The following is a 13,265-nucleotide window of genomic DNA, read 5'->3' on the forward strand; positions in this document are numbered from 1 at the left end:
TTTTTTTACGAATTATCCCTTACAAAACTGACGAACGCAGCAGAGGTTTATTAAAAATAGGATAGGGGCCAGAAAATAGAGGGTAAGGGCATTTCTTGCAACGCATCGTTGTCGCGCTGCCTGCGGATAAATACGTAAAAGCGCTACCGGGCTATTGTTAGCAGTAATCCATTCGGGTTCCGTACTTTTGCGGGATGGAATCACCGGGTATGGATATTTTAAAAAGCGACCGCCTTACACACCTTAAATACGACATACGGGGCCCCGTATACGAAAAAGCCCTCGAACTCGAAAGCCAGGGCTACAAGATCATCAGCCTGAACATTGGCAACCCGGCCACCTTTGGCTTCGACGCGCCCGACGAAATTGTCCACGACATCATCCTGAACATACGTAACGCCCAGGGGTATGCCGACTCGCGTGGCTTGTTCGCGGCACGTAAGGCCGTCATGCACTATACTCAGAACATCGGCTTGCCGGGCATCACCATCAACGACATTTACATTGGCAATGGCGTTAGTGAACTGATCATGCTGTCGATGCAGGCGCTACTCAACGAAGGCGATGAAGTCCTGATTCCATCCCCCGACTATCCACTCTGGACCGCTTCGGTAGCCTTCTGTGGCGGTAAGCCGGTTCACTACGTATGCGACGAAGCCACCGGCTGGAATCCTGATCTGGCGGATCTGGAAAAAAAAATAACCCCCCGGACACGGGCAATCGTCGTCATCAATCCCAACAATCCGACCGGAGCTGTTTACGATAAATCGGTGCTGGAAGGCATTGCCCGCATTGCCGAGCGGCATAAGCTGATCGTGTTTTCGGACGAGATCTACGACCGTATTCTGTATGATGGAGCCGTTCATTACCCCATCGCCAAAATGGTGAACGAAACCCTCTGCATTACCATGGGCGGGTTATCGAAGAATTACCGGGCTGCGGGCTTTCGGGGCGGGTGGCTGGTGCTGAGTGGGGCACGGCAACGGGCTAAATCCTACATTGAAGGCTTAACGCTGCTGGCTAGTATGCGCCTGTGCGCGAACGTACCTACGCAATACGCAATCCAGACGGCGCTGGGTGGTTACCAGAGTATAAACGATCTGGTTATGCCAACGGGGCGGCTTTACAAACAGATGATGCTGGCTTACAAGCGGATGACGGCCATTCCGGGCGTAACGTGCGAGAAGCCCAAAGGCGCGCTGTACATCTTCCCCAAAATTGACTTCGGCCAGTTCAACTTGGTCGACGATGACGATTTTGTGTATAACCTGCTGATCGAGCAGAAGGTCCTGGTGGTAGCAGGTACGGGCTTCAACTACGTCGACAAAAGCCATTTTCGCATCGTTTGTTTGCCCACCGTCGATGAACTGAACGTAGCGATGGATCGTATCGAAGCCTTTCTGGAGAGCCGACGGATGTAATTTTGAAGCTAGTCTACCGTTAACAGTCGATGAAACACATCGGCTTGTTGATGGGTGCCCTGCTGCTAGTAGGCAAATGCTGGGCATGTTACTGTGGTACCCCGCCACCACTAACGAAAGAAATCCTAAGCCGGTATCCTTACGTGGCTCTGGTGAAGATCAGAACCATGCATGATCTGCTAAGGCCAGTAGGGAACCGCAAGCGGCTAGGACGTGAGGGGAAATTTACCGTTGATGTTATCGAAAACTTCGGAAAGGCGTTACCCGATACGTTTGTTCTGCAAGGCTACCGCACCTCCTGTGACATTGGCTTACGACCGGGCCAGACGTGGGTCATCTTCGCTAAGGTTCTGAACGGGCAGGCCACCGTCTTTGCCTGTGATTATTCAATTCAATACGCTGAAAAACAAGAAATCAGCGATTCTGAAAACCTGCGAAGCCAGGCGGGTGAAGAATTGCTTAACACGGTTCGACAGCTGAGCGGAAGGCCCATTAAAGCGACAAATGGCCGTATTGAAAAATTCTATTTAAGTGGCAGGCGGGCCTTGCTCACTACGTACATACGGGGCGGACGGGAGGAACGAACTGTTTGGCACAAGAACGGCCGACTTTGGGGTAGGGAGTTCTATAAAAAGGGGCTGAAGAACGGTCCAGCGACCTGGTGGAATGCCAACGGTACGCTTCTCTCAACCGAAACGTTCGTGGCAGGCATTGCCGTTGATACCAGCCGGTACTGGTACAGAACCGACGTAGATTCTACCTTCTACCTGACAACGGCCACCGTGACTTCACATGAGCGTGACTCGATTTTATTGTTTTACAGTCAGTCTCATTTGCAACGGGTTACAATTGCGGACCGGCAGGGGCGATTGCTGAGCAGTCGAAACTACGATTGGTATGGACGATTGACGGACGAAACGGTTGGCGTTCCGGAAACGGGCGTTGAATGCCGAACTGCGTACGATAAGCAGGGTAACGTAAACTTCCTAATTGTAACGCGTACTGAAGTAAAACCACATGAGGAACCCATACCTCAAATTGTATATCGGATTGATTATGATAAGGACGGTTCCCGGCAAGTGACGTATTACGATACAAAAGGACGATTAACACGTTGGGTGCAAATCAAAGAAGGCAGAGAAACGATTCTGGAAGAAAAACGGTACCTTGATTAAGGTTGGAGGTAAGCCAAATCATTAATCTGTAAACGTTTTTGTTGAACTTGACGTTATCGAAATCCGCCCTTAGGAAAAAAGCTTGCTGAGATGGCTGACAGCTCGTTTTTTTAACAGGTGGGCGGACAGGATTTTATCAACACTAGTGAGTACGTTTCGCGCCCACTGCCTTTTTTTAGTAGTCAAATGGAAGCAACAAAAGAAAATGTTCAACGCTCTGAAACGCAGAGCACCGAACGCATTGCACAAGATTTACCAAAGCGCGACGAGTTACTCCTTACGCCCGACGAGCAACGTATTAAAGAAGCCTTTCAGGACCATAACTGGAATGAAATAAAGACGGCCGATTCCTGGGTTATTTTCAAGGTCATGGCCGAGTTTGTGGAAGGTTTTGACAAATTGGCCAAGATTGGACCCTGCGTCTCTATTTTTGGATCTGCCCGCACCAAGCCTGACAGTCCGTATTATAAAATGACCGAAGAGATTGCCGCTAAACTCGTTCGGCATGGCTACGGCGTTATCACGGGTGGCGGACCTGGTATTATGGAAGCTGGCAATAAAGGGGCTTTCGAACAAGGCGGTAAATCGGTCGGTCTAAACATCAAACTCCCCTTCGAGCAGCATAGCAACATATACATTGATCCTGATAAAAGCATCAACTTCGATTTCTTTTTCGTCCGGAAGGTGATGTTCGTGAAATACGCGCAGGGCTTTGTGGTTATGCCCGGTGGTATGGGCACCCTCGATGAACTGTTTGAGGCTATAACCCTCATTCAGACCCGCAAGATTGCGCGCTTCCCAATCGTACTCGTTGGGCGGTCGTATTGGCAGGGCCTGATCGATTGGATCACGGACGTAATGCTGGGGCAGGAGCATAACATCAACCCCGAAGATATGAAGCTGATCAGCATCGTTGATACACCAACCGAAGCTGTGAGTGTCATCGACGAGTTCTACAGCAAGTACTTGTTGAAACCGAATTTCTAATAGTTCGACTGTTTCCTTGTTTAGCTGTTTGTTACATTAATGACAGGCAAACAGCTAAACAACGAAACAGACAGACATCCTAAAACGGTGTTTCCTGACTTGGGTCAGCGTTGCCGAAGTTAGAGAGGTTGTTCGCTTTGCTCTTGAACACGCTGCCACCCGTTGGCGGAGCATCGAAGCTGCTCAGTCCATTTACGTCGGGAGCAAAGCCCTGGGTTTGAACCGGCTCAAAATACGAGTCGAGGTCGCAGAATTTCGTGAATTTGTTGATGAACCGGAGTTGGATCGTATCGAGCGAGCCGCTTCGGTTTTTCGCGATAATGACCTCACCAATGCCCGCTGTTGAGTTACCGTTTTCATCCTGCGTAATGTTATAATACTCCGGCCGGTACAGGAAGCATACCATATCGGCATCTTGCTCGATGGATCCCGATTCCCGAAGGTCAGAGAGCTGGGGTTTCTTATCGCCACCGCGGGTTTCAACGGCCCGACTCAACTGCGAAAGGGCAATCACCGGTACGTTCAGCTCTTTCGCCAGGTTCTTCAAGGCCCGCGAAATCGACGCAATCTCCTGTTCACGGTTACCACCTCCACGGCCCGACGTATCGCCGGACATCAGCTGAAGGTAATCGATCACGACCATTTGAATATCGTGCTGCGCTTTTAAGCGTCGGCATTTGGCCCGTAACTCCAGAATCGACAAGGCGGGTGTATCGTCGATGAAAATGGGCGCTTCGGTCAGCCGCTGAATCTTGTGATGAAGCTGCGTCCACTCGTGCGGAGCCAGCGTGCCTTTTCTGATTTTTTCGGAATCAATTTCAGCTTCTGCCGAGATAAGACGATTCACCAACTGCACCGACGACATCTCTAACGAGAAGATAGCCACCGGTTTACCATGGTCGACAGCCGCGTTCCGGAGGGCGCTAACGACAAAAGCAGTTTTCCCCATGGCTGGCCGCGCAGCCAGAATGATTAGTTCGGTGGGTTGCCAGCCGGAGGTAACGCGGTCGAGGTTGGTGAAGCCGGATGGAACGCCCGTCAGTCCTTCCTGATTCTTTTTCGTCTCCAGTTCGTTCAGCGCCATCCGAACGATGGTGCTCATGTCGGCGTAATTCTTCTTGATGTTCGATTCCGAAATCTTGAAGAGCGACTGTTCCGTCCGATCGAGGAGTTCAAATACGTCGGTCGTGTCTTCGTACGCATCCCGCAGAATTGACGACGACATCGTGATAAGGGCGCGCTTCAGGGCCTGCTCAGAGATGACACGGGCGTGGTACTCAATGTTGGCGGCCGAATTTACCCGGAACGTTAGTTCTGATACGTAGCCGCCACCGCCCACCAGTTCAAGCTCACCGGTTTTGCGTAATTGCTGCGTAACGGTCAGCAGATCAATTGGATCGGAGTTGCCAAACAAAGTCAGGATGGCGTTATAGATCCGCTGGTGGGCTTCTTTATAAAATGTTTCGGGCTTAAGAATGTCAACAACCGACGACAAGGCATCTTTCTCGATCATCAGCGCACCCAGCACGGCCTCTTCGAGGTCCAGCGCCTGAGGAGGAAGCTTACCAAGACCGGTATCGAGCCAGTGGTTACCCGCCTGCTGACGGCCGCCAGCGAAGGCAGATGGTTTACGAAGGTGTTGGTTCGGGCGCGTGTTGTTTTCCATGTCTTACTGCAAGTTTACGCATTCATCCCCGCATAAGGCAAGCCCCGTCTGACCGGCATAGGTAGCTGATAGGGGCAGTAGGAGACGTAACATTCTGGTAATGTTAGCGCTATCGCTCCCAAAAAATTTTCGAAAATTTAAGCAATGGTGGGGATGGGTTCGGGCGTACATCATGGTGAAGCAAACAGTGGCCTGTACGTCAGCAATATACCAAATTCCTGCAACAAAAAACTCGTTTATTTATAAAGCGAATCAGTGAATAAGAATCGGGCTAAAACGAATAATTTTCCCTAAAAAAATGTTGTAGAAGCAAAGAAATCGCTTACTTTTCGGAATCACACTTTAACGCTATTCATCATTTGGTCGAAAAAGTCATCACCCTCGACAATATCTCGCTCATTGACTTTCTGGGCGTAGAGAACAATACTATTCGGGAAGTTGCTGCTGCATTTCCGATGAGCAAAATCATCTCGCGCGGCAACGAAATACGGATTAAAGGCACAACGCCTGAAATCTCCCGCATCAGTGACATCATGGATTCATTGATGGAGCATTACCAGAAGTACGGTAAGATCACCCACGAAAACGTGCAGAACTACATCAGTCACAGCGGTCACCCAGCCAACGCTGCGGGGAGTGCTCCGCCCGTAGTGCCCGACGAGGAAGTGCTCGTGTACGGAAACCGGGGGGTGGTTGTTCGGGCTAAAACAGATAATCAGAAACGGTTGGTTGAAGCCGCTGACAAGCACGATCTGGTGTTTGCCATCGGACCGGCCGGAACGGGTAAGACCTACACGGCGGTGGCTATTGCTGTTCGGGCGCTGAAGAACAAGGAAGTAAAGAAGATTATCATTACGCGTCCAGCCGTAGAGGCCGGTGAAAACCTGGGCTTTCTGCCCGGCGACCTGAAAGAAAAGATAGATCCGTACCTGCGGCCAATCTACGACGCGCTCGACGATATGATTCCAGCCGAGAAACTCAAATCCTACGAAGAGAACCGGATTATTGAGATCGCTCCGCTGGCGTACATGCGGGGCCGAACGCTGAACAACGCGTTTATTCTGCTCGATGAAGCGCAGAATACGACGTCGATGCAGATGAAGATGTTCCTGACCCGGATGGGGCCAACGTCGAAAGCAATTATAACCGGTGACCGTTCGCAAATTGACCTGCCCAATAAGCAGAAATCAGGTTTAATTGAGTCGGTCGACATTCTCAAGAACGTTAAAGGCATAGCATTTGTAGAGCTGGATGGACGTGATGTGGTTCGTCACCGACTTGTTCGAGAAATCATTACAGCTTATGACAAAGCAGGTCAGTAACTGGCTCATGCACTGTAAACGAACCGGTTGGCGTTGGCTGGCCGGTTCTTTTGTCTGTGCTTTACCGGTAATGGCTCAGGCACAAACCGAAAACGACCCGGCTCCGAAGCGGTGCGGAACGGCTGAGTACGAGCAAATTTTGCAAAAGCGCGATCCGAACCGCCTTCGGCAGCTTAATCAATTGAATCGGCTTCTTCAGCAAGCTGAGCGAAACGAAGGGCAGTTGCGGCAGCAGGCCGACGAGGTCGTTTTCCGGATACCCGTTGTGGTGCACGTCGTTCACAATACCGCTTCGGGCGAGACGGGTGGGCCCACAAACCGCAACATTTCGGACGAGCAGGTCATCTCCCAGATTCAGGTTCTTAACGAAGATTACCGACGCCAGGCCGGGACGAATGGCTTCAATACAAGTCCAATAGGCGCGGATGCGGGCATTGAGTTTTTTTTGGCAAAAACCGACCCGAATGGACAACCGACAAACGGAATAACCCGGCATTATTATCCGCAGAAAACGACGTTCAATGTGTTTCAGGATGATAGCCTGCTGTCTGCAATCGCGTACTGGCCCAGCGATCGGTATTTAAATATCTGGGTTACGCAGATTGATGAATATTTGGGCTACACGCAGTTTCCGACCATGGCAGACACCCTGAGCGGATTGCCCGACAGCGCCAATGAACGGGTCGATGGGTCGATTATTGATTACCGGTATTTCGGCCGGGACATCGGTACGGTACGTGATCCGTCGTATCGGCAGGGCCGCACGGCCACGCACGAAATTGGCCACTGGCTGGGTTTGCTTCATACCTGGGGCGATGGCGACGGATGTGCTGAGGACTACGTTGCCGATACGCCCCCGACAAAGGCACCGAACCAGACGCGGCAATGTCGCGAGACGTACTCAACCTGCAATGGAGGTCCGCAGACCCGGGACCTGACCGAGGATTATATGGATTACTCGCCGGATGCCTGTATGAACCTGTTCACGAAAGGGCAGGTAGCTCGTATGCGTACGGTCTTGGCGCTGAGTCCCCGGCGGGCGCGTCTGGTGCTGTCGGCGATGGGCCCGGTGCCGGAATCCGACAACCTGGCAATTGACGTTTATCCGAACCCGGCACAGTCCGATCCTACTGTAGAGGTGCGACTGAAAGGTGCTCAATCGTTTACGGTGGATGTGCTCGATCTGACCGGACGACAGGTACGTTCGCAGCAGTATGTGAATCAGTCCAGTACCCGGGTTTCGTTTTCCCGCGATGGGCTGGCAACGGGCCTGTATATCGTTCGGGTCAGCACCGCCAATGAACGGGTCAGTAAGCGCTTACTTGTGCAGTAAATTTGCCCCGATGGTCGGTCAGTCCAATCGACCATCGTGCATTCATTACCCTAATTGAACCCACCTTATGATTGAGGTATTACCCATTTCTTCACCCGAGGATCTTGATAAGGCGTTTGCCATCCGGCGGCAGGTATTTGTCGATGAGCAAAAGGTCAGTGCCGAAGAGGAGTACGATGAATTTGAAGTGAGCAGCCAGCATTTTCTGGCCCGCGCCGATGGGACTCCCTGCGGGACAGCTCGCTGGCGTCGTACGTCTAACGGCATTAAAATGGAGCGGTTTGCCGTTCTGAAAGCGTACCGTGGTCAAGGTGTCGGCAAAGCACTGGTTCGGGCAGTGCTTGACGATATTTTTGGCCAGCAACCCGAGCCAATCGAAAGCATTTATCTGCACGCGCAGGTTACGGCCATACCGCTGTACACCAGTTTTGGCTTTGTTACGGTAGGCTCAATGTTCGAGGAGGCTGGTATTCAGCACTATAAAATGGTGTTACCCGGTTCGGCTTACTCCAAGCAATGAAGGGGCACCCGTTTGTGCGGTACGTTGCCGGGCTAAGCGTCGGCATCATCCTTTATGCCTGGTTGCCTGATCTATGGTTGATTCCGCTGGTTATCCTGTTGGTCGGCAGCGTATTGTTTAGTCGCGGGGTCTTTGCGACCTCAAACAACACTGTAAAACCAATTCAGATCGGGCAGGGGCTTGGCGTTCTGCTTGTGCTGGCTGCCTTGGGGTGGGCTGCTACGTACGTGCATACGGCTAGCAACCTTCCTAATAATCTGCTGCATGTTGCCGATACGTTGCAGGCGTATGAGGGCGTGGTAACTGCGCAGCCCGAAGAACGCGCCAAGACGTACCGGGTTGAACTGGCCGTCCGGCGGGGGAGGTTTGCTGGATTTTTGGCTGATCATACTTCCGGTCGTTCTGCATTCTGGCAGCCGCTCAGCGGGCGGGTCATTGTATACCTGGACAAATCCGATGTCGCTATGCCCCGTTATGGCGAGGTATGGCTGGTGTCCGGCCCACCCCGGCCGATTGATCCGCCCCTGAATCCTGGCGAGTTTAATTACAAGCGGTACTTAAGCTACCGCAATATCTATCATCAGCAGTACGTACGGCCCTACCAACGCCAGATTGTAGGCTACGACCCTCCAAATTCGATAACGCAATTAGCTACGACCGTAAACCGGTGGGCTGATAGCGTATTCGTTCGGCAGGTTGGCACCCGCGCTGAGTATGGCATCGTAAACGCCATGATCTTAGGCGTCCGTGATGATCTGGACACCGAACTGTACCGGGCTTATTCGGCGGCTGGTGCCGTGCATATTCTGTCCGTATCGGGGCTGCATGTCGGCATCTTATTCTGGGTATTAACGTTTCTCTTAAGCTTCCTCATCAAGCGGCCGGGTGGAAAGTTGGTAATGGCCGCCCTACAACTGGTGATCTTATGGTTCTACGCGCTTGTGACGGGTATGTCGCCACCCGTACTCCGGTCGGCGGCCATGTTTACCATGCTGACTATTGCCAAAGCGTTCGGTCGTCAACAGCAGTTGACCAATACGCTCGGGGCCTCTGCCTTTTTTATCTTGTGCTTCGATCCTTACGCTTTGTTCTCGGCTGGTTTCCAATTGTCGAATCTGGCCGTAGCGGGTATCGGTGCCTGGCAATCGTCGCTCTATCAGACGTTTACGTTTCGCAATCGCTTGTTGAATAAGTTGTGGGAAGTAACGGCGCTGGCGCTGGTTGCTCAACTCATTACGTTCCCATTGGGCGTATTTTATTTTCACCAGTTTCCAACGTATTTCCTGCTGGCCAACCCGGCCGTAATGATCCTGTCCTTTATTCTGCTGCCGCTGGCGATGCTGACGCTGGGTTTGTGCTGGATACCGTACGTAAACGAAGGGCTGGGGTGGCTCTTACAGAAAGTGGCTTGGCTACTGAATTGGGTTGTTTCCCAAACCGGGCAACTGCCGGGCGCAGCCTGGGATGGCCTGTGGCTATCACCGGAGGCTATGGCCATTACGTATCTCCTGATCGGTTGCGGAGCCGCTTTGCTGCTGACGAGGAATCGAGCCTACCTCTGGGCGACCTGTATATCCGCCCTGGTGCTGGCCAATCTGATTCTTTGGGATGATTACAGCCAACGCCATCAGCAGCGGCTGGCGGTTCATTTCCTACCTCACCGTACGGCGATCAGCGTAACGAATGGATACACGAGTCTATTGCTGACGGATCTGGACACGGCTGATGCGCGTTCGTATGATTTCTACCTGAAAAACACGTTCGGGCAGTGGGGCGTTAAGAACGTAATACAGGCCAACGCTGGCGCCGACTCGCTGACGACAATACCAAATTATTACAAAACCCGTGACTACGCGCTGTGGGTTTGGAAGGAAAAATCACTGTTGATCGTAAATAAGCTGACCGGGCGTACTCACTGGCGATTGCCCGCGGTGGTTGATTACCTGATCATCCGTCGGAACGCATTACGTGACTGGGATCAGCTCAATGGTCGGGTGGTGGCCCGGCACATTATCTTCGATGATTCCAATAAAACGCCGTTGACCGATAAGCTGCTGGCCGAGGCCGCACAACGTAACATCACCTGCTACTCCGTCCGGCAGATGGGCGCTTACGTAGCGGAGCTAAACTGATTTTGGTTTATTTTTACAACAAACCCGAGAAGCTATGACACTCAGCATTGCGAATCTGCCGGACGAACAGCGGACAACCGTTGAGTTTGCAAACTATCAGATGGATGACGATGGATTCTATGAGTTCTGCCGTCAGAACAATCATTTGAAGTTTGAACGAAATGCAGACGGAACCATCGTAGCTATGCCAAATACAGGCGGAAAAACCGGCAATCGAAATACGAAGATAATTTCCCGGCTCGATTTATGGGCTGAATCATTTGGAGGGCTAGTGTTCGACTCCTCAACGGCATTTAAGCTATCTAACGGAGCAACGCGATCACCGGATGCCGCCTGGGTAAGTAGTGAACGCTGGAACCAACTGACCGATGATCAGCAGGAGAAATTTCCGCCAGTGGCTCCCGACTTTGTTGTTGAGCTTATGTCTAAAACGGATTCGTTACCCGTCGCCAAAGAGAAAATGCAGGAATACATCACGAACGGAGTGTTGCTGGGCTGGCTAATCAACGTAAAGCAACAAGAAGTCCTCATATACCGGGCCGATGGCACAATCAGCAAGCATACTAACTTCGAAGAAGCCTTGTCGGGAGAGAATGTGCTGCCTGGCTTTACGTTCGACCTGCGGCTATTAATGCGTTAATGCGCAGGTAGGGAAGTTTGGGCTAGTTGCTAAAGAGCTTTCTATATCCAGCCGACGTTCCGGCGCCAGGCATCGTACGTTTTCTGCTGCTCCTGAAAATCGGCTGGGGGTTTAGCAGCCAGGCCTTCGGATAACTCGCTGAGCCGTTCCTGAACGGAGTTTAAGCCCAAAGCCTGGCGCCGTTCATTGACTACATCCATTGACGCATCAAGCTGGTAAGAAACCAGATTCCCCATCTCATCGCTGATAAACTGCGTACCAAACCGCTGAGGACGTCCTTCGTACATAGCGATCCGGTCGTACAGAAAGGCGTGGTTAACCGGATCGACTGTACCAAGCGGGATTTCCTGCTCAATTAATCTCAAACAAAACCGCATAAACGCAGGCAGGCTAATGGAGTGCTGCACAATCAGCCAGGCCGCCTGACTGGCCTCTTCACCCACTTTGACACGGGTCGGCCAGCCAATCTCGGCGATAATCGTTTTTAGCTGATCCGCATTGGCAAGGTGCACGGCCTCCATCTGCGGATTGTAACCGTCCGTCAGCAGGCCAAGCTCCGCCAGTTGTTGCCGGACCCGAAGGTCTTCGTCCTGTAGGTGAATAAGCAACGTAGCATGGACTTGATAGAGCATGGCTGTGACGTAACGACTTGCCGGTTACTGCTTGGGAACCGCTGACTGAGCCGAAGAATCGGCCTGAGCCTGCATACCCTTGGCTGGTGGTCGGAATCCGCCAATCTCTTTCTGCATGTCAGGCTTTTTAGATTGATAGAGCTTCCACTGATCCGCCGTGAGCAGCGTTTTCAACTGGTCTTCCTTTTCTTCGTTCAGCATGATCATCATGTCCTGAATCTGTTTCCGCGTATCAGGACCGGGTTTGCCATCTTTACCGACAATATCTTTAATGGCGTCCTGTTGCTGCTGTGCGTACTCGTTGTTGAGTTTCTTAACGGCCTTGGCCTGGTCTTTGTCGAGTGCCAGATTTTCTTTTAGCCACTTCGTTTCTTTATTGGCCATTTCGCCAGCAATGTTCGGGATCGATGAGCGAGGGCCTCCGCCCATGTCCTGGCCACCCATGCGGCCGATACCGCCCATGCCTCTACCCATGCCGCCACCGTAGGGGTATTGCCCGAAACTTTGTAGACTGATCAGAATGAATAGGCTTAGTATGCCTAACCGTACTGTTTTATAACGCATCGGTACTTGTCAGATTTAAAAAGAAGAACTGAAATTAAACAACGAAATAAGGCAAAAAATACAAACGAATCACGCATTGGATCGGTAAAGAAACGCTAAACTTTTTCGCCAAACCAGCCGTTGTCAATACGTATGGAAACGCTCGAAAAAATCCGCAAGGCGTACACCGATTACGTTCTTGAAAACGGCAAACAACCCACCTCCGTCTTTCAGTTTGCGAAAAAATTGAAGCTTTCGGAAGCTGACTTTTACAATTACTACACCTCATTCGATGCCATTGAAGCGGACATCTGGTTAGCGTTCTTCCAGGATGCCAGAGCTACGGTCGAAGCCGACACTACGTATCAGGGCTATTCGGTACGGGAAAAACTGCTTGCTTTCTACTACACCTGGATTGAGCTCCTGAAAGCGCAACGCAGTTTCGTGGTCTATAGCTACGGGCGGTTGCAAACCGAGCGGATGGGACAGCGGCCCATTGGGATGCCGTCGAGTCGCCAGGTCGGTACGAGCCGGGTGCTGTATCCATTCAAAGATTCGTTTTACGATTACGCCCGCGATCTGCTGGCTGAGGGCCGCGAAAGTAAGGAAGTAGAACCCCGCCCGTTCATCACCGATCGCTATCCCAATGCACTGTGGAATCAGACCTTGTTTCTATTAGATTTCTGGGTGCGTGACGTGAGTAAGAACTTCGAGAAAACCGATACTGCAATCGAAAAAGCGGTCAACACAGCCTTTGATCTCATCGGTCGTTCACCTTTAGATACGCTGTTCGACTTTGCTAAATTCATCTATCAAAATAAATGAGCGAAAGAATGAAAGAGTGAACGAGTGTTGCCAGATGGGTTTCATTCTTTCGCTCTTCCATTCTTTCGC

General features: G+C 51.5%; 12 protein-coding genes. 9 read left to right on the plus strand and 3 right to left on the minus strand.

From position 1 onward, the window contains the following. The first annotated feature begins 209 nt into the window (after positions 1–209). The 3 genes from ACYVIY_RS07875 to ACYVIY_RS07885 all read left to right on the plus strand — a co-directional run bounded on the left by ACYVIY_RS07875 (position 210) and on the right by ACYVIY_RS07885 (position 3,583). The gene (locus ACYVIY_RS07875) at positions 210–1,421 is read left to right on the plus strand and encodes a pyridoxal phosphate-dependent aminotransferase (protein WP_460975758.1); all 1,212 of its coding nucleotides are present in this window, start codon (positions 210–212) and stop codon (positions 1,419–1,421) included. 29 nt (positions 1,422–1,450) lie between these two features. Next, entirely contained in the window at positions 1,451–2,596 is a 1,146-nt protein-coding gene (locus ACYVIY_RS07880) for a toxin-antitoxin system YwqK family antitoxin (protein ID WP_460975759.1), read from the plus strand. Between the two features lie 186 nt (positions 2,597–2,782). Beyond that, entirely contained in the window at positions 2,783–3,583 is an 801-nt protein-coding gene (locus ACYVIY_RS07885) for an LOG family protein (RefSeq protein WP_460975760.1), read from the plus strand. 79 nt (positions 3,584–3,662) lie between these two features. On the opposite strand, the gene dnaB is transcribed toward ACYVIY_RS07885, so the two are convergent. Beyond that, positions 3,663–5,249 (minus strand): replicative DNA helicase, encoded by a 1,587-nt coding sequence (gene dnaB, locus ACYVIY_RS07890; protein WP_460975761.1) that lies wholly within the window; start codon positions 5,247–5,249, stop codon positions 3,663–3,665. Positions 5,250–5,608: 359 nt separating this feature from the next. Between dnaB and ACYVIY_RS07895 the strand changes: the two genes are divergently transcribed. From ACYVIY_RS07895 to ACYVIY_RS07915, 5 genes are all read left to right on the plus strand, one after another. Beyond that, on the plus strand, positions 5,609–6,571 hold the full coding sequence (locus tag ACYVIY_RS07895; protein ID WP_460975762.1) for a PhoH family protein: 963 nt from the start codon (positions 5,609–5,611) through the stop codon (positions 6,569–6,571). Next, a complete protein-coding gene (locus ACYVIY_RS07900) occupies positions 6,552–7,904 on the plus strand; it encodes a M43 family zinc metalloprotease (protein ID WP_460975763.1) in 1,353 nt (450 codons plus the stop codon). Before ACYVIY_RS07895 ends, ACYVIY_RS07900 begins: the two co-directional genes overlap by 20 nt. Positions 7,905–7,971: 67 nt before the next feature. Further along, entirely contained in the window at positions 7,972–8,424 is a 453-nt protein-coding gene (locus tag ACYVIY_RS07905) for a GNAT family N-acetyltransferase (protein ID WP_460975764.1), read from the plus strand. Continuing rightward, complete coding sequence (locus ACYVIY_RS07910) at positions 8,421–10,556, plus strand: ComEC/Rec2 family competence protein (RefSeq protein ID WP_460975765.1); 2,136 nt, start codon at positions 8,421–8,423, stop codon at positions 10,554–10,556. The genes ACYVIY_RS07905 and ACYVIY_RS07910 overlap by 4 nt, the downstream gene beginning before the upstream one ends. 34 nt (positions 10,557–10,590) lie before the next feature. Next, a complete protein-coding gene (locus ACYVIY_RS07915) occupies positions 10,591–11,196 on the plus strand; it encodes a Uma2 family endonuclease (protein ID WP_460975766.1) in 606 nt (201 codons plus the stop codon). A 41-nt stretch (positions 11,197–11,237) separates the two neighbouring features. On the opposite strand, the gene ACYVIY_RS07920 is transcribed toward ACYVIY_RS07915, so the two are convergent. Together ACYVIY_RS07920 and ACYVIY_RS07925 are read right to left on the minus strand one after the other, a co-directional pair. Continuing rightward, positions 11,238–11,828, minus strand: coding sequence for a DUF6624 domain-containing protein (locus ACYVIY_RS07920; RefSeq protein WP_460975767.1), 591 nt, complete (start codon positions 11,826–11,828; stop codon positions 11,238–11,240). Between the two features lie 24 nt (positions 11,829–11,852). Then, the gene (locus ACYVIY_RS07925; protein WP_460975768.1) at positions 11,853–12,392 is read right to left on the minus strand and encodes a hypothetical protein; all 540 of its coding nucleotides are present in this window, start codon (positions 12,390–12,392) and stop codon (positions 11,853–11,855) included. A 132-nt stretch (positions 12,393–12,524) separates the two neighbouring features. Here ACYVIY_RS07925 and ACYVIY_RS07930 point away from each other — a divergent pair, with 132 nt between their 5' ends. Next, positions 12,525–13,196 carry a TetR/AcrR family transcriptional regulator gene (locus tag ACYVIY_RS07930; RefSeq protein ID WP_460975769.1) on the plus strand — a complete coding sequence of 224 codons (672 nt, stop codon included), beginning with the start codon at positions 12,525–12,527 and terminating at the stop codon, positions 13,194–13,196. The last annotated feature ends 69 nt before the right edge of the window (positions 13,197–13,265 follow it).

Source organism: Spirosoma knui, from assembly GCF_054780635.1.

Excerpts from the sequence above, each read along its gene's own strand:
- dnaB (WP_460975761.1), bottom strand. The coding sequence starts at position 5,249 with ATGGAAAACAACACGCGCCCGAACCAACACCTTCGTAAACCATCTGCC.
- ACYVIY_RS07930 (WP_460975769.1), top strand. The coding sequence starts at position 12,525 with ATGGAAACGCTCGAAAAAATCCGCAAGGCGTACACCGATTACGTTCTT.
- ACYVIY_RS07925 (WP_460975768.1), bottom strand. The coding sequence starts at position 12,392 with ATGCGTTATAAAACAGTACGGTTAGGCATACTAAGCCTATTCATTCTG.
- ACYVIY_RS07900 (WP_460975763.1), top strand. The coding sequence starts at position 6,552 with ATGACAAAGCAGGTCAGTAACTGGCTCATGCACTGTAAACGAACCGGT.
- ACYVIY_RS07880 (WP_460975759.1), top strand. The coding sequence starts at position 1,451 with ATGAAACACATCGGCTTGTTGATGGGTGCCCTGCTGCTAGTAGGCAAA.
- ACYVIY_RS07905 (WP_460975764.1), top strand. The coding sequence starts at position 7,972 with ATGATTGAGGTATTACCCATTTCTTCACCCGAGGATCTTGATAAGGCG.
- ACYVIY_RS07875 (WP_460975758.1), top strand. The coding sequence starts at position 210 with ATGGATATTTTAAAAAGCGACCGCCTTACACACCTTAAATACGACATA.
- ACYVIY_RS07910 (WP_460975765.1), top strand. The coding sequence starts at position 8,421 with ATGAAGGGGCACCCGTTTGTGCGGTACGTTGCCGGGCTAAGCGTCGGC.
- ACYVIY_RS07920 (WP_460975767.1), bottom strand. The coding sequence starts at position 11,828 with ATGCTCTATCAAGTCCATGCTACGTTGCTTATTCACCTACAGGACGAA.
- ACYVIY_RS07915 (WP_460975766.1), top strand. The coding sequence starts at position 10,591 with ATGACACTCAGCATTGCGAATCTGCCGGACGAACAGCGGACAACCGTT.
- ACYVIY_RS07885 (WP_460975760.1), top strand. The coding sequence starts at position 2,783 with ATGGAAGCAACAAAAGAAAATGTTCAACGCTCTGAAACGCAGAGCACC.